This window comes from Chelativorans sp. M5D2P16 (assembly GCF_034427935.1).
Lineage (GTDB): Bacteria > Pseudomonadota > Alphaproteobacteria > Rhizobiales > Rhizobiaceae > Chelativorans.
Genome location: NZ_JAXQNM010000025.1, coordinates 286336 through 305517, shown reverse-complemented (window position 1 = coordinate 305517; position 19182 = coordinate 286336). Strand labels below are relative to the sequence as shown.

Below are 19182 nucleotides of genomic sequence, written 5' to 3'. Positions count from 1 at the left end.
TAGATGCAAATGCATGGAATTTCCATGCAGGACGCAACCCAAGGAGGCCCCGATGCCGGAAAGACTCACCCTCATCTCCTTCGACCTTTGCCCGTACGTGCAACGCTCGGCGATCGTCCTCAAGGAAAAGGACGTGCCCTACGAGCGCGTCGACATCGACCTCACCGACAAGCCGGACTGGTTTCTCGCCATCTCCCCGCGCGGCAAGGTCCCGGTGCTGAAAGTCGGCGAGCACGTGCTGTTCGAGAGTTCGCCCATCGTCGAATATCTCGACGAGACCTATCCGCCGCGCCTTCATCCCGAGGACCCGGTCAGGCGCGCCCGCCACCGCGCCTGGATGGAAATCGGCTCGGCGGCGCTCGCCGACATCTGGACTCTGGAGACGACGCCCGAGCGCGCGGCGTTCGACCGAGCCGCCGCCGCACTCAGGCAGAAATTCACGCGCATCGAGGACGAGCTCGGCGACGGACCCTACTTCGCCGGTGAAAGCTTCAGCGTGGTGGATGCCGTCTTCGCCCCGGCCTTCCGCTATTTCGACGTGTTCGACAAGATCACGGATCTCGGCATCTTCGACGGCCTGCCAAAGGTTCAAAAGTGGCGCGCCGCGCTTGCCGGGCGTCCCTCGGTCAAGACCGCGGTGGTTGCCGATTACAACGACCGGCTGCGCCGCTTCCTGCACAACCAGGACGGCGTGCTCGCCCGAATGGACAGGGCGGCGGCCTGACTGGAGAGGGGCGGCGAGCGCCGCCCCGCCCTGTCATTCCTGATTGACGACGATGCGGTTTCCCTCGCTGTCGCGGAACTCCGCATAGAGGGTGTCCCTGTCCCAGGGTGCCGTTTGCGGCTCCGTGATGATCTCGGCACCGTTGGACCTGAGCGTGTCGACAGTGGCTTCCAGGTCTTCCGCGACCAGCACGAGTATGGGCATGTCCGACGGCTTCTCGTCCGGCCGGCGTATGAAATGCAGATGCGTTCGCGCGCCCGGCAGCGCCAGTTCGACCCAGCGCCAGTCTCCCTGGCCGTAAGGAACATCCGCCGCCACGGCGAGCGACAGCTTCTCGGTATAAAAGGCGATCGCCCGGTCCTGGTCGAAGACGGGCAGCTCGGCAAACTTCACGAACATAAGGAGACCTCCTGTCGACGGGTCTGGAACCTTAGACACGCCGAAATGTGTTCGGCAAGGATCACGGCCGGGCGTCCGCCTCATCCCCTCCGCCGAAGCGGATGACCGGCTCCATTTTCTCCAGGACGTCCTCGCCCAGCCAGCACAGGCTCCTGTGGCCGTCGCCGAGATCGGCGAAGGGCGGCAATTCGCGCTCGCAGCGGTTTTCCGGCACCAGATGCTTGTAGGGACAGCGGGTCTGGAAGGGGCAGCCGGAGGGCGGGTCTAGCGCCGAGGGAATGTCGCCGTCGAGCACGATGTGCTTCTTTCTGACGGACGTGTCGGCGATCGGCACGGCGGACAGCAAAGCCTCGGTATAGGGGTGGTAGGGCGGCGCGAAGATCTGCTCCGTCGTGCCCTGCTCGACCACATGGCCGAGATACATGACCAGCACCCGGTCGGCGAGGTAGCGCACCACGGAAAGATCGTGGCTGATGAACAGAAGCGTGGTCTTGTTCCTGCGCTGGATGTCCATCAGAAGCTCGGTCACCGCCGCCTGCACCGAAACGTCGAGCGCGGAGACCGGCTCGTCGGCCACAACCACCCTGGCGTTTCCGGCAAACGCCCGCGCCACCCCGATGCGCTGCTTCTGCCCGCCGGAAAGCTGGCGCGGCATGCGCGAGGCGAAGGCCCGCGGCAGCTTCACCAGGTCGAGCAGTTCCAGCATGCGATTCTTCCGCTCGGCCATCGTCCGGCCGATCCGGAATTTCTCGAGCGAACGCATCATCTGGGCGCCCACGGAATGGCTGGGATTGAGAGTGTCGAAAGGGTTCTGGAAAACCATCTGGATGCCGGCCACGGTGTCGGTGTCCCGCTCTTCGACCGGGAGAGCCTGGATCTCGGCCGTGCCGAGCGCGACCGTCCCCTCCGTCGCCGTTTCCAGCCCCAGCAGAACCTTGGCGAGCGTGGACTTGCCGCAGCCGGATTCGCCGACGATCGCCACCGTTTCCGCCTCGCGCGCCTCGAAGCTGATCGACTCGTTGGCTTTGACGGTGCGCGTCTCGCTGCCGCCGAAGACGGCATTGGCAGCGACCCGGTAATACTTCTTCAGCCCCTCGACCTTCAGCACCGAACCACCCGGTTCCACCGGCGCGTGCGCCCGCTCCACGCCTTCCGGCAGCGCCGCCCAGTCGATCTCGTTAAAACGCAGGCAGCGCGATTCGTGCCGGTCATGCCCTTCTATCTCAACCATGGGCACATCGCCGGCATCGCACCGGCCGGCTTCGAAATGCGGGCAGCGCGGGCCGAAATTGCAGCCTCTCGGCCGCTCGTGCGGCAGCGGAAGCTGGCCCGGTATCGCGATCAGCGGTCGCGCGTTCTTGTCGGCGCCCGGCAGCGGGATGGAGCGGAACAGCCCCTGCGTATATGGGTGCCGCATCTCGTCGAAGACGTCCTTGACGCGGCCCTTCTCCACCGCCTCGCCCGAATACATCACGGTGATGCGGTCGCAGGTCTCCAGGATCAGGCCGAGATTGTGCGACACGAAGATCATCGACGTGCCGTACTGCCTGCTCAGCCCCTTCACCAGTTCGACGATGCCCGCCTCCACCGTCACGTCGAGCGCCGTGGTCGGCTCGTCGAGCAGCAGCAGCGAGGGCTTGGACAGAAGTGCCATGGCGATCACCACGCGCTGTTGCTGGCCGCCCGAGAGCTGGTGCGGATAGGCGCGCATGATGCGCTCCGGGTCCGGCAGGCGCACCGCCTGTACCATCTCCAGCGCCCGCTCCCACGCCTCCCGCCTGGACACCTTCTCGTGGATCAGCGGCACTTCCATGAGCTGCTTGCCGATCTTCATGGCAGGGTTCAGGCTCGCCATCGGCTCCTGATAGACCATGGCGATCTCGTCGCCGCGGATATGGCGCAGCTCCGCCTCGCTCATCTCGGCCATATCGCGGCCCTTGAACCTGATGCGGCCGCCGACGATCCTTCCCGCATTCGAAAGATCGCGCATGATGCCGAGCGCGACCGTGGACTTGCCGCAACCCGATTCGCCCACGATCCCCATCGCCTCGCCAGGCATGACGGTGCAGGAGAAATCCATCACCGCCGGGATTTCGCCCGCCCGCGTGAAGAAGGAGATGGAGAGGTTCTCGATCTCCAGGATGGGCTCGACCGCCTGTCCCTGGGTCGGGTCGATCCTGATGGCTTCGTTCATCGCCTGCTCCAATCCTGAAAGGTCGCAGGGCTGGTCGACCCGGTTCTGGTCGTCATCCCGGCCGAGCGGAGCGAGAGCCAGGACCTATTGAGCGAGTGCGACCGGTTTCCGCAGAGATTGCGATGTTCCTGACGCGCGCCAAGACGAGGACCGAGGCGGGCTCGACGATCGCAGGACCAATGGTTCCCGGATAGCCTCCGCTTCGCTCCGGCTTCCGGGATGACACAGCTTGGTTTCACGTCCCGCATGGCATCAGTCCTTCAGCGACTGCTCGCGCAGGGCGTCGGCGAGCAGGTTCAGTCCCAGCACGAAGGACATCAGCGCCAGGGCCGGCGGCAGCGCGGGATGGATATAGGCCCTGAGAAGCCGGCTCGATTCCTTGATTGCCGTGCCCCAGTCCGGGCTTTCCGGTGCCAGCCCCAGGCCGAAATAGCCGAGTGTGCCGAGAAGGATGGTGGTGTAGCCGATCCTGAGGCAGGCATCGACGATGAGCGGCCCGCGCGCATTCGGCAGAACCTCCCAGAGCATGATGTACCACGGGTTCTCCCCGCGCGTCTGGGCGGCGGCGACATAGTCGCGCGTCTTGATGTCCATGGTCAGCCCGCGCACGATCCGGAACACGCCGGGGCTCGAGGCAAAGACGACCGCCACGAAGATGTTGAGCTCGTTCGGCCTGAGCGAGACGATCCCCAGCGGATCGGCGTTGAAGACGAGCCCCGCATAAAGCCAGCCGCCGACGAGAAAGGTCACCCCGATGAGCACCGCCAGAAGCCCCGGCCGGCCGCTGAAGCGGGTGTAGAAGAGCGTCGAAAGGAAAATCATCGGAAAGACGAAGAAGAATCCCGCCAGCCACTGCGGTATGGACGTTTCGCGGATGCCGGGCGTAACCAGCAGGTAGAAGAGCAGGATGACGGGGAAAGCCAGGACGAGGTTGGCCAGGAAGGAAAGCACGCTGTCGATCCGCCCGCCGTAATAGCCGGCCGGCAGCCCGAGCGTGGTGCCCACCATCAGCGCGAAGAGCGTCGCCGCCGGCGCGATGGCAAGCACGATCTGGCTGCCGAACACCATGCGGGAGAAGACGTCGCGCGCCAGCCGGTCGCCGCCGAAAAGGAAAGGCAGGCCGGTTTCCGGCTCGATCGTCCCCGGTGCTGCGTTCTTCAGGAGCGGAATCTGTTCGAGAGGCCCGAAGGGGGCGATCACATCCGCGAAGATCGCCGTGAACAGCCAGAACAGGCAGATCGCCAGGCCGGCGATGCCGACCTTGGTCTCGAAGAGATGGCCGTAAAGACCGAGCACCTTCCGGTAGCGCGTGCTGAGGATGAAGACTGTACCGAGCCCGATCCACACCGGCCAGAAGCGCGCGACGACGCCGAAGAGGATACCGAAGAACCCGAGTGTCTCGAACTGCATGGGCCGGCCCTTATCGCACCCGGATACGCGGGTTGAGCAGCACGTAGCCGACATCGGAGACGAGCTGCGTGACAAGCACCACCAGCACCGAGACCAGTGAGCAGGCCAGAAGCAGGTCGATGTCGTTGTTGGCGGCCGCCTCCACCAGCGTGAAGCCGAAGCCCTGATAGCGGAACATCACCTCGACGATGACCACGCCGGTCAGAAGCCAGGGAAACTGCAGCATGATCACCGTGAAGGGCGCGATCAGCGCGTTGCGCAGCGCGTGCTTGACCACCACCGCATTGAAGCTGAGACCTTTCAGGCGCGCGGTGCGGATATATTGCTGCGTCATCACCTCCACCATGGAGGCACGGGTCATGCGCGCGATGTAGCCGATGCCGTAAATGGCCATGGTGATCACCGGCAGCGTGAAGTTGGAAAACGTCACGCCGCTGTTGGTTGCCGAGGCGGCCGAGCCGTTCAGCCAGCCGAGCCAAGAGGCGAAGATGACGGTGAAGATGACCCCGGAGATGTATTCGGGCGTAGCGGTGGTGGTGATCGAGGCGACCGAAAGCGTGCGGTCCGTCCGGCTGCCCTCGCGCATCCCCGCCAGAACGCCGATGAGGAGCGACACCGGCACCATGACGGCCATGACCCAGAACATCAGGATGCCGGTGGCGCCCATCGCGGGAACGAGCTTTTCCGCAACCGGCTCCCTGAATTTCGTGGAACAGCCGAAATCACCCTGGAGAATGCCGGAGTAGCGCGGTTCGGCCGGCTCGTCGCAGTAGGAAAAGCGCGGCACGGCGGCACCGGTCTCGGAGTCGATGTTGGGCTGCTTGCGCACGAGCCCCACCCACTGGCCGTAGCGCACGAAGAAGTTCTGCCGGTAGCCGTACTCCTGCAGCCAGCTTTCGATCTCGGCGGCCGAGGAGCGCATGGTCAACTGGCTGATGGCGAGCTTCTTCAGGTTCGGCTCCAGATTGACCAGGAAGAACACCACGAACGAAAGGACCAGCATGGTCAGCGCCATGACACCGAGCCGGCGAAGGATGAAGCGCAGCACTGTTTCCCCTCCCCCGTCGGGGGCATAGCTTTCTTGCTTGCTTGGGGAGCGGCCGGCACCGACCGCCCCCGTGTCTTATCAGGCCTCGTCGAGCCACACCCGCTCGAGATCGATCTCGAAGGTCTGGTGGATGCCGTGGTTCTGCACCGCCGGCACGGAGTGACTGTAGAGCTTGCGCCAATAAGGCTGGATGATGATGCCGGCATCCTGGATGTGCTGCTCGATCTCCCGCATCACCTCGCGCCGCTCGTCCGGGTCGGGCAGCGTCAGCGCCTTGTCGATATTGGCGTCGAGTTCCTCGTTGGAATAGGCGGATTCGTTCCAGGCCTGCCCCGTGCGGTAGGCCAGCGCCACCACCTGAATTCCCAGCGGCCGCATATTCCAGTTGGTCATGGAGAAGGGATATTTCGTCCAGTCGTTCCAGAAGGTGGAGCCCGGCAGGACGGTGCGGCTGACCTTGAACCCGGTGTCGCGCAGTTGCGCGGCGATGGCATCCCCGGTGTTCTTGTGCCAGTCCTCGTCGACCGTGATGAGGTCGTGCTCGTACCCCATCTGGCCGGCTTCCTCCATCAGCGCCTTGGCACGATCCGCGTTACGGGCGATCGGCGCAAGCTCGGCGTATTCGGGATGGATCGGGCAGACATGGTGGTGTTCGGCCACCTCGCCGGCATTGTTGTAGCCGAGGGCGAGAATCGTGGCGTTGTCGACGCCGAGTTGCAGCGCCTTGCGCACGCGCTGGTCGTCATAGGGCGGGTGCTCGACATTGGTGCGCGCGACGATCGTCGTCGCCGTCATCACCTCCGAGCGGACGAGATCGAGCCCGTCGAGGATGTCGACGTAATCAGGCTTGGTCTCGTAATTGGTATGGATCTCTCCCGCCTCGAACATGCTGATCATCGCCGACGGGTCGGGGCCGTAATCGATGAACTCGATACCGTCGAGGTAGGCCTCGCCGCCCCACCACTTGCCGTCTTCGCGCCGCTTCAGAACGACGCGGTTGCCGACCTCGTAGGAGACGAGCTCGAAGGCCCCGGTTCCGATCGGGTTGGCCACGAAATCCCGTCCCGTCTCGTCGAAGCTGGGATGCACGAGCAGGCCGGGATAATCGGAGAAACCGGCAATGATGGATATGTCCGGTGACGGCAGGCTCAGCCGCACCGTGTAGTCGTCCACCTTCTCGATGGCGCCCTCTCGCGCCTTCTTCGTCTCCGGATCGATGAGTGCGGAAAGCCGCGTGGCCATCGAGTTGCCTTCGGCCGTCTGGTCGCACCAGCGCAGGAGATTGTAGATCACGTCGGCGGCGGAAAACGAATCGCCGTTGTTCCACGTCACGCCCTGGCGCACGTTGAGGAGATACTGGGTGGCGTCCTCGTTGACCTCCCAGCTTTCCAGCAGCTTGCCCTCGAAGGTGAAGTCACGCGTGTACTTCACCAAGGGCTCCAGCGTCTGGCGCATGGCATTGGAGATCTCCGACCAGTCCGCCGTGCGCGGATCTTTCGGGTCCTTCACCCACATGGCGACCTTGAGGACGCCGCCCTTTTTCGGCTCCTGGGCGAGAGCCGGCGCGGGCGCCGAAAGCCCCGCCATCGCGTAGGCACCGGCGGTGGTGGCGCCGAAGGCGCTCGCCAGGGCGAGAAACTCGCGCCGGTCCATTCGGCCGGCCCTGGCATCTTCCGCCAGCGCAGCGATCTTGCCCGGCACGCGGCCGCCATTGCTCCTGAAGAATTTCATCGACGCACTCCCGCTCGTCCGCAGTGTTTTTGTGATTGGCCCGATTGGGCACGACCGAACACATAGCATTTCCTATCGGCACGCCCTTGTCAAAAGGACATCGGCAGCCGCGTCGGCATCCGAACGCACGAAGACCCGACCGGCGGAGGGAAACCGGCCGGGCCCTGCCCGCATCTTCCCGTCATCCGGGAATGTGCAGGAAAGCGCTTCTACTGGCGCGCCGCCACCGGGGTGATGAGCGGGGTGATGCGGCGCACGGCCACGCGCCTGTTCTCCCGTTCGCGCCGTTCCGTCCGGATCTTCAGATATTGCTCGCCATAGCCCTGGGTGATCAGGTTTTCGGGCGGCACCCCGAAAACATCGCTCAAGGCCCGCGCGACCGCCTCGGCGCGCCTGTCCGACAGGGCGAGGTTGGCCATCTCCGACCCCACCGCGTCCGTGTGGCCCTCGATCAGGAAGGTCTCGGCGGGGTTCTCGTCGAGCATGCGCAGAATGGCGTCGGCGACGGCCTCCAGATCGGCGATCTCGCTCTCCTCGATTCGAGCCGAGCCGAATTCGAACTCGATCGTGTCGAGATCGATGCGCCGCACCATGTCGCGCACGCGCGCCGAGTACTTCACCTCCTCGACCGAATAGAGGCGCTCCACCGGTTCCACCGGCGGCTGGTCGAGGAAGGTGTAATAACGGTCCGGATCCTCCACCCTGTCCGCCTCGAGGATATAGTCGCTGACGGGAATCGTCAGCCTGAGCGGCGGCAGTTCGCGCGCCAGATCCTCGTAGTGCATCGCCGTATCGAAGCGGTCTTCGGGCAGATAGGCCAGCACGTATTCCCGCCCGTCGGGCGTCACACGCACGCGGCGGATGATGTCGCCATAGCGGTTGCGCACGGTGATCACGCGGGTCCCGTCGGAGCGCTCGATCACCTCGCGCACCCGCCCGCCGCGCAGTTCCTCGTAGTAGACCCGGTCGTCCCGCATGACGATGCGGTCGTAGTCGGAGCTCTCCACATAGTAGTGGTTGTTGATCTCCACGATCGTGCGGTTGTCGTTGTATTCCTCGACCACCCGGGCATTCTCGCGCGGCCGGTAGAACTCGGCACGCCGCATGCGCATGTCCTCGGGCGTTTGCCCCAAATTGATGGCCTCGCCCTCTTCCTCGACGATGGAGCGGATCTCCGCCTGGAGCCGCTGCGGATCCATGATGTTCTGCTGGGCCTGCGCGTCCGTTTCCGGCACCGGCTCAGCGCCGGCGGCACCTTCCGGCGCCTCGGCTTCGGTTTCCTGCGCCGGCTGCGGGGCGGCCCCTTCTTCCGCGGCGGCGCCATCGGGTCCGGCCGCCTCGGCGTCGACCGCGCCTTCCTTCTGGCTGTCAAGCACGGGCGCGGCATCTTCCGGCAGAAGCTCCTCTTCACCGCTCTCCATGGTCTCGGCCTCTTCCGGGGCGGGTTCCGCCGTTTCTTCGACGGGGATCTGCTCGTCAGCCTCGGCGGGCGCCTCCTCGTCTTGCCCGGTGGCCGCCTCCCCCGGCTCTTCGGCAGGCATGGCGTCCTCGCCTTCCTGGGCCGCGGCAGGCTCGTCTTGTTCCTCGGGCGCGGCAGGCTGCTCTTGCAGCGTTTCGACCGGCGCTGCCTCGTCCTCGGCCGGTTCTTCAGCCGCAGGCGCCTCCTCTTCGGCGGGCGGCGTCGTCTCCTCGGCCTCGTCGGGTGCTTCCTGGATAGGCGCCGGCGCGCTTTCGGGTTCCGTCATCGGCTCTGTCTGCATCTCGGCGGGCGCCTCTTCCGCCGGTGCGGGCTCTTCCGGGACCGGTTCTTCGGGCGCGAGCTCTTCCGGGGCCGGCTCCTCAGGCGCGAGTTCCTCTGGAGCGGGTTCTTCGGGCGCTGCCTCTTCCGGTGCCGGCGCTTCGGGCGCGATCTCCTCGGGAGTGGGCTCGGCCGGGATCTCTTCCGCCGGAGGTTCGTCCACGGCAGGGGCTTCTTCGATCGCTTCGGGAGGCACTTCCTCCGCCGGAGGTTGCCCTTCTATCGGCACGCATTCGCCGTCCGCTCCCGGCGCGGTCCCAGCGGGACATCCGGCCGGCGCCTCCTGTTCGGTCTCGAGAGGCTCCTCCGCCTGCACCAGCATGATCGGCCTCTCCGGCGCGGCATTCTTTGCCAAGGCGGGATATGGCGCGGTCATGAGCACGCAGAGCGCCGTGCCGGCCAGGAATCTATGGGTCATTTTCATCTCGCTGCTCCTCAGGTGGAGGAATCCCTTCGGCGCAGTAAAGCGATGAACAGACCTCTTGGTTCCCGAACCGCCCCGCGCGGGGCACGCGACAACCGGCCGATCAGCCAATACGTGGTGCTTCGGTTGAACTTCCGACAAGGGCGGAATCTGCAAAGGGCGACGGACACTTGCTGCACTTCACCAGACCAGACGTTTTGCCTCGTGAGTGTCGGAATGCCCCCACGACCGGACGGGACATCGTTTTGGACAATCCAATATCGAATCCTATCTCTTCAGCCTCACCGGCAGATCATCGCGGCGCATTCGCGCAAGTCGCCGGATCCCCCGGTTAGATTGCGGGACGAGGAGTGTCATTTGATGATGCTGCAGCGGAACAACGTAAAGGTGCTGGGCTCTGGAAAGCGGGCGATGGTCTTCGCCCATGGCTTCGGCTGTGACCAGAACATGTGGCGGTTTGTCTGGCCGGCCTTTGCCGACGATTACCGCATCGTGCTCTTCGATCATGTCGGCTGCGGCGGTTCCGATCTCAAGGCGTACGATCCCGGCAAATACGGCTCGCTCGATGGCTACGCCGACGATGTCATCGAGATCTGCCGCGAACTCGATGTTACCCGAGGCGTTTTCGTCGGCCATTCGGTGAGCGCGATGATCGGCGCCATTGCGTCCGTGAAGGCGCCTGACCTGTTCGATGATCTGGTGATGATCGGACCATCGCCGCGCTATATCGACGACTCCGAATACATAGGCGGCTTCAGTGCGGCGCAGATCCAGGAACTCCTCGACCTGCTCGACGCCAACTACATGGGCTGGTCGCAGTCCATGGCTCCGGTCATCATGGGCAATCCCGACCGACCGGAGCTTGGCGAGGAACTTACGAACTCCTTCTGCATGACGGATCCGGAGATCGCCAAGCGCTTCGCCCGCGTCACCTTCCTTGCCGACAACCGCGCCGATCTTCTGCACGTCAGCGCCCGCTCCCTCGTGCTGCAGTGCTCGGAAGACGTGATCGCTCCCCAGGCCGTGGGCGAGTATGTACACCGGAACCTTCCCGACAGCAGCTTCGTTCTCCTGCAGGCCACTGGCCATTGCCCCAATCTCAGCGCCCCCGAGGAGACGATTGCTGCAATGAAGGCCTTCCTCGAAGGCGGAACCTCTTGAGCGCCGCCCCGCAGTCCATGGACGACGAACTCCGAGATCTCGAAGACCTCTTTGAAAATGCCCCCTGCGGCTACGTCTCGGCAGGGTCGGACGGCCGCATCAGAAAGGTGAACCTCACTTTCGCCACTTGGCTCGGCTGCGACCACAGCGAAATTGTCGGTCGCCGATTCCAGGATTTTCTGAACATTGCCGGAAAGATTTATTACGAGACCCATTTCTTGCCTTTGATGCGCATGCAGGGCTTCTTCAACGAGGTCGCGCTAGATCTCTTGCGCGCCGACGGCACCACGCTGCCAGTGCTAGTCAACGCGGTGGAGCGGCGGGACGAGAAGGGAGCGCTGCGCTTTGTACGCATCACCATCTTCAACGCGTCCGACCGCCGCCGCTACGAGCGCGAGCTTCTCGAGGCCCGCCGCGTCGCAGAAAAGGCCAATGCCGAGCTTGTGGCGCTGAACCGCACGCTGGAGGAGCGCATCGCCAAGGCCGTCGAGGCCCGCATGAAGACGGAGGCAGCACTTCGCCAATCCCAGAAGATGGAGGCCGTTGGCCAGCTCACGGGCGGTATCGCCCATGACTTTAACAACATGCTGGCCGTCATTCTCTCTGCGCTCAGCCTCATGGAACGGCGTCTTGCCAAGGGCGAAGACGTCTCGCGGTTCATCGCCGCGGCCAAGGATGGCGCAGCCAGGGCCGCCTCGCTCACCCAGCGCCTGCTCGCCTTCTCACGCCAGCAGGCGCTTTCGCCCGAGCCGCTCAATGCCAACCAGATGGTGGCGGAAATGTCCGAGTTGCTCCGCGGCACACTCGGTGAGACGGTGCGGCTCGAAACGGTGCTTGCCGGAGGGCTCTGGAAGGTCCATGCCGACAAGAACCTGCTCGAAAACGCGATTCTCAACCTCGCCATCAATGGGCGCGACGCCATGCCCGAGGGCGGCCGTCTCACCATTGAGACCGCCAACAGCCACCTTGACGAAACCTATACGGTCGAGCACGGCATAGAATCCGGCCAGTATGTGATGGTGGCCGTCACCGATACAGGCACGGGCATGACGCCGAATGTCATGGCCAAGGCGTTCGATCCGTTCTTCACCACCAAGGGCCCGGGCGAGGGCACCGGGCTCGGCCTGAGCCAGGTGTTCGGCTTCGTGAAGCAGTCGGGCGGCCACATAAAGATCTACTCCGAGCCCGGCCAGGGCACGTCGATCAAGATCTACCTGCCCCGGCTCTATGGCGCGGCCGATACACCGAAGCACACGCCTGCCAGGTCGCTCGCCCGCGGCGCAGCATCCGAGGTGGTGCTGGTTGTGGAGGATGACGAACAGGTGCTGGCGCTCACCGCGCAAATGCTGCGCGATCTGGGCTACGGTGTGATCGAGGCGCGCGGCGGCGTGGAAGCACTGGCAGCCCTTTCGAAACACCCCGAAATCCGCCTTCTCTTCACGGATGTCGTCATGTCCGACATGAACGGCTGTCGCCTTGCCGAGGAGGCTCAAAAGCGCCGGTCGGACCTGAAAATTCTTTTCACCACCGGCTACACGCGCAATGCCATCCTACATAACGGCGTGCTCGATCCGGGAGTGAACCTTCTACAGAAGCCTGCCTCGCTGGAACGACTCGCCGCCAAGGTGAGGGCGGCGCTGGACGGGTAACGCGAACTCAGCCGAACATCGCCTTCCCGGGATCTTGGCCCTGCTCGGGACGCGCGAACCAGTCCTTTGCGCGTGCAAACGGCGATATGTCTCGAGCCGGGCTTCGAACCGAAACAGCGCCGCCGGGACACGGTGCTTGACCCGGCACGCGCGCCGCGCCACATCATCGGCATGGAACCCTTCTGGAAGACGAAGCCGCTTGAGGCGATGAGCCCGCAGGAATGGGAGTCGCTCTGCGACGGCTGCGGCAAATGCTGTCTCGCCAAGCTCGAGGACGAGGACACCGGCCAGATCCACTGGACCAGCGTCGCCTGCCGCCTCTTCGATGCCGGTCTGTGCCGCTGCACCGACTATGCCCACCGCTTGGCCCGCGTGCATGACTGCGTGCGCCTGACCCCCGAGAACGTCCGCACCTTGAACTGGCTCCCGGCGACCTGCGCCTATCGACTGGTGGCGGACGGGAAGGATCTCGCCTGGTGGCATCCCCTGGTCTCGGGCAACCCGGAAACCGTTCACCAGGCGGGCATCTCCGTGCGCGGCCGGGTGGCCGCGCAAGAGGACGCACTTGACGAGCCGGAGGATTATCTTCCCTATCTTCTTCAGGAGGAGCCATGAGCGAGACAAGAACCCGGCAATTGATCGAGCGCTATCTCGATGCCTTCAACCGCAGCGACCACGAGGCGATGCTGGCTTGTCTCTCCGAAGACGTCGCCCGCGACAAGAGCGGCGGCGGGCGCGAGATCGGCAAGGAGAAATTCCGCTGGTTTCTCGGCCTTTCTGCTCGCCATTTCCGTGAGGAGCTCAGCGACGTCGCCATCATGACCGCCCCGGGCGGCGTGCGGGCGGCAGCCGAATTCACCCTTCACGGCACCTATCGTTCGACCCTGGAAGGCCTGCCCGAGGCCCGGGGCCAGCGTTACAGCCTGCCGGCGGGGATGTTCTTCGAGGTCGACGACGGGCTGATCTCTCGCCTCACTTTCCACCTCGACCGCGCCGCCCGGGAGGCCCAGATCGAATCGGCGTGAACGGCGTGTGAACGGCGGGTTCGCACCCGGTTCAGACCGGCTCCGGCATTGTTCACCCGTTCGCGGCAAGCGAATGGAGCGAAAAGCCAGGAGCAGCCCCATGTTTCGCACGATCAGAACAGCAGTTCTCTCAGCCCTTCTCGGCCTCGGCACGCTGGCGGCGATGCCTGCCGGCGCCCAGGCCGACGGATTTTACTTCAGCTTCGGTCAGCAGGGTTCGAGCGCCGGCAGCCATCATCGCGACCGGGGCCACATGTACAAGCCGCACCGCGGCCGGCCCCGGCACGTTTCGGCCTGTTCGCCGGGCCAGGCGCTCCACAAGGCAGGGCGGATGGGGCTTCGCCACGCCCGGGTCACGCACGCCAGCCGGAAGATCATCACCGTTGCCGGTCACAGGCACCGCCACCGCGCGCGCGTCGTCTTTTCGCGCGCGCCGCACTGCCCCGTCATCCGCGCCATGTGACGGCTAGCGCCCCACCCCGAACACCGAAACGCCGCCGGATCTTCCGGCGGCGTCTCCTCTTGCCGTCCTATAAACCCAGGCAGGCAAACCCCGGCAGGCGCGTCCCTGCGCCGGCAAGCCGCAAGTCGTGGCGATTGGCGCCGACGGCAGCGTTGTCTCCCCCTTGGCGAGGGAGAAAGCGATTTCTTGGGTTTTGCAAAGCTAAGCCTTAGACTAGAAATCGCAAGAGGGCCTCCTACTCGGACCCCGGCTCCACCAGCCCGCGAAGCAGCTTGGCGAGCGGGACGTCGACGCCAAACGCGATGCCCCTGCCCGCCTTTTCCGGACGGTCCCCTACTCCTGGCCGATCTCGAAGGTGACGTTCACCTGGACGCTGTAGGTGTTCTCGCCCGTCTCGACCGGCACCGCCTTGTCGGCGGCCGCCTCCATGCGCATGACGGGGGCTGCGAGCGGGCGCGGCGGCGGAGCCGATTGCTCGGACAGCTGCAGCACGTCGCCCAGCGACACGCCGGCGGCCTCGGCGAGGGTGCGCGCCTTGGCGACCGCATCCTCCACCGCGCGCGTGCGCGCCTGGCTCAGCGCCTCGGACGGGTTGTCGTTGGTAAACGTGATGTTGCCGCCCTGATTGACCCCGAGCGATACGGAACGGTCCAGGATTTCGCCGACATTTTCAAGATCGCGGACACGCACGGTCAGCGTATTCGTCACGCGGTAGCCGGTGATGCGCGGCTTTTCCTCGCCGTTGTTGTTGTTGGGATAGACATATTGCGGATCGATGGACAGCCCGCTGGTCTGCAGATCGCGCGCCTCGATCCCTTCTTCCTTCAGCGCCGCGATGACGGCGGCCATGGCCGCGTTGTTTTCGTCCATCGCCTCACGCGCGGTCTCCCCCTCGCGCATGACGGCGAGCGCGATGATCGCCATATCCGGGCTGATCCGCGCCTCGCCCTCGCCGGTAACCATGATCTTCGGCCTGAGGTCGGGCCCCTGCGCGGCGGCCGGCAGCACCGCCAGCGCGGAAACCGCAAGGACAAGCGGGACGAAAAAACGGCTCATGACAATCTCCTTTGTAGATGATGCGCACTAGCAGTAAGGAGCGATTATGAAACGATTGCGGCACTCCTGTCTTGTGCCCGGCCATGAAACCCATTAATTCAGCCGCACCGGGCCTGTAGCTCAATTGGTTAGAGCCGGCGGCTCATAACCGCTTGGTTGGGGGTTCGAGTCCCTCCGGGCCCACCAGGACACTTTTTGTTCAATGAAATCAATAATTTAGCAGGAAATTCCCGGGATTCGAACGTCTGTTTGGGGGTATTTTGCTGTTAAATGGACCTATCCGCCGCATTCAATGATCAGCCCCCACTGTCGCAGTGCCCACTGCGCAGAATGACAACGAGTTTGATGCTATGAGTCCGTTTGAAATTCTTATTCGAAGGATTTTGGTCGCATAAAGTGAATAGCGGGGACACAGCAGCGTGAAGCCACTAACTGCTGAAAATCTACCTGAGATTGGGAGAACGAAGGTCGATGCTGACGAGATGGCAGCATTCGAGCGAGAAGATGATTTCACGGGCCTCGCTGTTGATCTCATGATCGAGACCGGCAGTTGGGTCTGCGTGGCTGCATCTACATTCGGCGAAAAGCCGGTATGGGACAGGGATAGAGCCGCGATCTGCGGGAACATGGTTCGGCTATACAAGCTGGTCCACACAGTGCTCGATCAGACCACGCAAAAGCGCCAAGAGTCGGCATTCATTTTTGCGCGCCTTGTTTTCGAGACGCTGGTCAATATCCGTTACATGGTTCAGCACTTCGAGCCGACACTGATCGACGAATACGTCAAATACTCCCTCCGTCATGAGCGAAAGTTGCGCGATCGAGTGTTGAGCAACGTCGCGGCCCGCAATGGCGTCATGCTTCCGATCGAAGACCGAATGCTCAAGTCGATCGAACGCGCGGCGACCGTAGCGCAGGTCTCCCTGGATGATGTTGACTTGGAACAGAAGGGTCCATGGGGAGGCAAGAATCTGTTTGATAAAGCGGAAGCAGTGGGGCTCGGTGATATCTATCTAGGCGCGTTCGCTGGTCCGTCACACAGCGTCCACGGCAACTGGCACGAGATTTACTCCAATCATGTTGAGTGGGACGGAGAGGGTGGCTTTACACCGAATCTCGAATGGCAGTATCCCAGACCACAGGTTATCTTTGCCCTATGCACATTGATCACCGAGACTCTGGCAATCTATTTCGAGTTCATGTGCGGTGAGCAGTGGGAGGAACTCTTTGGCGAGCCTCTTGCGGACCTGCTCGATCGTATCGATTCAGCGTCTAATGCTCACGAAGCCTATCTCGGAGGGAAACAATGGCCTGAAATCTGATGGGCTTTCCACGTCGCGAAAAGATGGAAACTATCGTCTTGAACAGATCAAACGGTCCTAAAAGCGCGAGAACAGGACATGAACACTATGGGGGTAACGATGGGGTAATGCACCCTCAACCCCGTAGAATACAAGGGTTCATGGACGGCTCCGAGCCCACCATAACTCTTTAATTTCAAAAGGTTGCAAGGTGGTTGTAGCCGGTCAGCGCGTTTTGCAATTTTGACACCGGGTTTTGCGGCGAACGTCATCTCGTCTGAACTTAGCCGTACTTGCCGAATCCGAAACGCCGACTACTTGCTTGATCCCATAGTGTTCGACCCGCAGTGATGTCGCAGCTGGCGGGCCGCTTTGATCGCCGTGTGCAGTTTCACTGTTTCCAGTACGCGTTGTTGCCGCGCAGGAGAGGCCCCTTTGCTACAACAGCGATCCGCAGAAACGCCCCTGACAATGTCAGGGGCGAAGGGGAGTCGGTGCTTGGGAGTGGTTTAGTCTAATCGCAAGGCTTGGCATCGCCAAGCAGGATGGGTTCTGCCCTCCTCTGTTTCTCCTGAGATCGCATCCGTTATGACAGTTCGGATTGCTCTAAGGCACAGCAGAGGAGATATGCTTTGAATGTTTCCCCGGCGTGTCTCCGCCGGGAAAACAGCTTCTGGCGTTCGCACCTCGACGGCCCGAAAAAGCCAGGGAATCCGGACACGCCCTTATTGGGACGTGCCGGTCGCGGGCTGATCCGGTGCGGTTTGGTTCATGCCTGTACCGGTTTGCGGTGCAGTTTGGTCCATACCCGTGCCGGTCTGCGGCGCGGTGTCCGTTGGCGCAGGCTCCATGCCCGCACCGCCCTGCGGCGGCGGTTCACCACCGCCATCGCAGCCGGCAATGGCAAAAAGAGTCAGGGCTGAGGCCGAAGCGATAAGTATCCTTTTCATCTTTCCCTCCTTTGTTGTGGGACGGTCATCCGCCACTGATTGCGGCGAATTCTTCCGGCGAAAGCTCTCCGCTTCCATCCGTATCGATTGCCCGGAAAGTCTCTTCGTTAACGTTGGGAACAACCGCTTGCAGCTCTGCAAGACTGATCGTTCCGCTCTGATCGGCGTCGACAGACTCGAAGGTAATGGCCTGTGCGAATGCAGGCGCTGCAAATGCGGAAGCGAGGACCGCTGCGAGCAATTTTTTCATTCGGTAAACCTCCATATCAGTTTGAATGGCGCCCGGTTGTGGCGCTTTCGTTCGCCCCCCATGCCCAAAGGTTGATCTTCCTCAGTTGAATTGGCTCGGCTGCGGACTTGACGACGCCGGTTCGGCCGGCTGCTGGATGCCGAGCGCGCCATCTGCCGCTATCGATTCGCCTTGGCCAGGAGCGGTCGTCGGTGGTTGTTCGATGAAGCGGCCGGGTTTGACGGCGTTGCGTACCGTCTCTGCAATTTGCGTCCCGTCATCCTCCGCATCGTTGGTCAGAGCGTAGGCAAGAGGTCCTTCAGACCAGTAGTGGACTGAGACATCACCCTCACGGATGTGCCGCATAGCAGTCGAATTCGCGTTCTGGCGGAGGCGCATAAACAGATTCATCGTCCCGCTGGGCGAGCGATAGACAAGGCGCACCATCTTCTGTCCCGACACGGTAACAAGGCTACGCTCGGCTAGAGAGAAACCATAGACGCTTAGGTCGGGCGCCGGCACCTCGATCAGCACATCCTTGGAGGGGTCGGGCAGCAACGCACCACCCCCTCCGCTGCTGCTGGTCATGCTGACGGCTGTCTGCGTTCCCGGCTTGGTGTGCTGGCTCGCCACCGCCTGCAGCAACTCCGACGAAACGTCTGTGACATCGGGTTGCTGGCCCACGAACCAACCACTGCCCGCCGCCAGGATTGTAAAGAACACGCTTGCAGCGATCGCGGCCGACCTGCGCTGATCTCTTCGCGCCGGTTCGCGGACGGTGCGTAGCAGCCACTGCGGAACCGGTCGCCCGAGTTCGGCTGCATAAAGCTCTCGGATCGCCAGGTTGTCTTCGATAATGGTTGCCACGCGGGCAGCCTCGGAAGGATGGGACTCAAGATACGCCTCCACGGCGTTCTTGCGAGCGGTATCACTTTCGAGAAGCCCGTCCGCGTAGGCCATCAAGTCGATTTCGCGAATGTCTTGCGGGATGCCTTTCATTTGACCATCCTCAGCTTGGCTGTCCGTCTGTCGGGCGGCGCGGATTCGCGGAACAGACGCAGCGTCTCGCGCGCTCGTGACAGGCGCGAGCGCACCGTGCCCACAGGAACGCCTGTGATCTCGGCGATCTCGTCGTAGGGCAGCCCCTCAAGCGCCGCTAAGAGCACCACGGCGCGCTGTTCCGCCGGCAATTGTTCAAGTGCCTCGGCTATCCTGAGGCAGTCGACGCGCATTTCCTGGTTTGCGGGGTGGGCCACTGCGTTATCGATTACACCCGCCTCGGCCGGGATCGTGTCGAGATGCGAACGGCGATAGTGCTCGATGCTCTGGCGATAGAGGATCCGAAACAGCCAGCTTCGGATGCTGCCGCGACGCGACCACAGATGCCGCTTGCGAAGCGCCCTTTCCAGGCTGTCCTGCACGATTTCGTCGGCTGTCTCGCGGTCGCGGGTGAGCGCAAAGGCATATCTGCGCAGATGCGGAATCTGCCGTTCAATCATCCACTTCAGTTCGTCTGACATGCCGCTCCGGACCACGGTCAAAGGGTTTCTCTCCCGCCTTGTTCTGGAAAAAGGACGGGGCGTAGCGTTGGTTAGTTCCGAAAAAAATTTCCGTTCGATC

18 protein-coding genes and 1 tRNA gene are annotated in these 19182 nt (G+C 63.2%); 8 read left to right on the top strand and 11 right to left on the bottom strand.

Annotated features, from left to right (window positions below):
* Positions 1-52: 52 nt before the first annotated feature.
* On the top strand, positions 53-724 hold the full coding sequence (locus SIN08_RS12815; RefSeq protein ID WP_322451958.1) for a glutathione S-transferase family protein: 672 nt from the start codon (positions 53-55) through the stop codon (positions 722-724).
* A gap of 33 nt (positions 725-757) precedes the next feature.
* Here the strand turns inward: SIN08_RS12815 and SIN08_RS12810 are convergent, their stop codons facing one another.
* The 6 genes from SIN08_RS12810 to SIN08_RS12785 form a co-directional block, all read right to left on the bottom strand.
* Positions 758-1123 (bottom strand): VOC family protein, encoded by a 366-nt coding sequence (locus SIN08_RS12810; protein ID WP_322451957.1) that lies wholly within the window; start codon positions 1121-1123, stop codon positions 758-760.
* 61 nt (positions 1124-1184) lie between these two features.
* Positions 1185-3317, bottom strand: coding sequence for an ABC transporter ATP-binding protein (locus tag SIN08_RS12805; protein WP_322451956.1), 2133 nt, complete (start codon positions 3315-3317; stop codon positions 1185-1187).
* A 252-nt stretch (positions 3318-3569) separates the two neighbouring features.
* The gene (locus SIN08_RS12800) at positions 3570-4727 is read right to left on the bottom strand and encodes an ABC transporter permease (RefSeq protein WP_322451955.1); all 1158 of its coding nucleotides are present in this window, start codon (positions 4725-4727) and stop codon (positions 3570-3572) included.
* Positions 4728-4737: 10 nt separating this feature from the next.
* Positions 4738-5775, bottom strand: coding sequence for an ABC transporter permease (locus SIN08_RS12795; protein WP_322451954.1), 1038 nt, complete (start codon positions 5773-5775; stop codon positions 4738-4740).
* 78 nt (positions 5776-5853) lie between these two features.
* Positions 5854-7506 carry an ABC transporter substrate-binding protein gene (locus tag SIN08_RS12790; protein WP_322451953.1) on the bottom strand — a complete coding sequence of 551 codons (1653 nt, stop codon included), beginning with the start codon at positions 7504-7506 and terminating at the stop codon, positions 5854-5856.
* Positions 7507-7715: 209 nt separating this feature from the next.
* Positions 7716-9722: an OmpA family protein gene (locus SIN08_RS12785; RefSeq protein WP_322451952.1), complete on the bottom strand. Its 2007-nt coding sequence runs from the start codon at positions 9720-9722 to the stop codon at positions 7716-7718.
* Positions 9723-10085: 363 nt separating this feature from the next.
* On the opposite strand from SIN08_RS12785, the gene SIN08_RS12780 reads away from it, so the two are divergent.
* The 5 genes from SIN08_RS12780 to SIN08_RS12760 all read left to right on the top strand — a co-directional run bounded on the left by SIN08_RS12780 (position 10086) and on the right by SIN08_RS12760 (position 14026).
* Entirely contained in the window at positions 10086-10889 is an 804-nt protein-coding gene (locus SIN08_RS12780; RefSeq protein WP_322451951.1) for an alpha/beta hydrolase, read from the top strand.
* A complete protein-coding gene (locus SIN08_RS12775; RefSeq protein ID WP_416208062.1) occupies positions 10886-12538 on the top strand; it encodes an ATP-binding protein in 1653 nt (550 codons plus the stop codon). The genes SIN08_RS12780 and SIN08_RS12775 overlap by 4 nt, the downstream gene beginning before the upstream one ends.
* A 171-nt stretch (positions 12539-12709) precedes the next feature.
* The gene (locus tag SIN08_RS12770; RefSeq protein WP_322452162.1) at positions 12710-13153 is read left to right on the top strand and encodes a YcgN family cysteine cluster protein; all 444 of its coding nucleotides are present in this window, start codon (positions 12710-12712) and stop codon (positions 13151-13153) included.
* Complete coding sequence (locus SIN08_RS12765; RefSeq protein ID WP_322451950.1) at positions 13150-13563, top strand: ketosteroid isomerase-related protein; 414 nt, start codon at positions 13150-13152, stop codon at positions 13561-13563. The genes SIN08_RS12770 and SIN08_RS12765 overlap by 4 nt, the downstream gene beginning before the upstream one ends.
* 100 nt (positions 13564-13663) lie before the next feature.
* Positions 13664-14026, top strand: a complete 363-nt coding sequence (locus SIN08_RS12760) for a hypothetical protein (RefSeq protein WP_322451949.1) — start codon at positions 13664-13666, stop codon at positions 14024-14026.
* A gap of 333 nt (positions 14027-14359) precedes the next feature.
* On the opposite strand, the gene SIN08_RS12755 is transcribed toward SIN08_RS12760, so the two are convergent.
* Positions 14360-15082, bottom strand: a complete 723-nt coding sequence (locus tag SIN08_RS12755; RefSeq protein ID WP_322451948.1) for an SIMPL domain-containing protein — start codon at positions 15080-15082, stop codon at positions 14360-14362.
* A gap of 109 nt (positions 15083-15191) precedes the next feature.
* On the opposite strand from SIN08_RS12755, the gene SIN08_RS12750 reads away from it, so the two are divergent.
* Positions 15192-15268: transfer RNA gene (locus SIN08_RS12750), tRNA-Ile, on the top strand.
* 233 nt (positions 15269-15501) lie between these two features.
* Positions 15502-16404, top strand: a complete 903-nt coding sequence (locus tag SIN08_RS12745) for a DUF5677 domain-containing protein (protein WP_322451947.1) — start codon at positions 15502-15504, stop codon at positions 16402-16404.
* Between the two features lie 704 nt (positions 16405-17108).
* On the opposite strand, the gene SIN08_RS12740 is transcribed toward SIN08_RS12745, so the two are convergent.
* The 4 genes from SIN08_RS12740 to SIN08_RS12725 form a co-directional block, all read right to left on the bottom strand.
* Entirely contained in the window at positions 17109-17333 is a 225-nt protein-coding gene (locus tag SIN08_RS12740; protein ID WP_322451946.1) for a hypothetical protein, read from the bottom strand.
* 25 nt (positions 17334-17358) lie between these two features.
* Complete coding sequence (locus tag SIN08_RS12735; protein WP_322451945.1) at positions 17359-17583, bottom strand: EF-hand domain-containing protein; 225 nt, start codon at positions 17581-17583, stop codon at positions 17359-17361.
* 81 nt (positions 17584-17664) lie between these two features.
* Positions 17665-18561 (bottom strand): hypothetical protein, encoded by an 897-nt coding sequence (locus SIN08_RS12730; protein WP_322451944.1) that lies wholly within the window; start codon positions 18559-18561, stop codon positions 17665-17667.
* Positions 18558-19082 (bottom strand): RNA polymerase sigma factor, encoded by a 525-nt coding sequence (locus SIN08_RS12725; RefSeq protein WP_416208061.1) that lies wholly within the window; start codon positions 19080-19082, stop codon positions 18558-18560. The genes SIN08_RS12730 and SIN08_RS12725 overlap by 4 nt, the downstream gene beginning before the upstream one ends.
* Positions 19083-19182 lie beyond the last annotated feature (100 nt).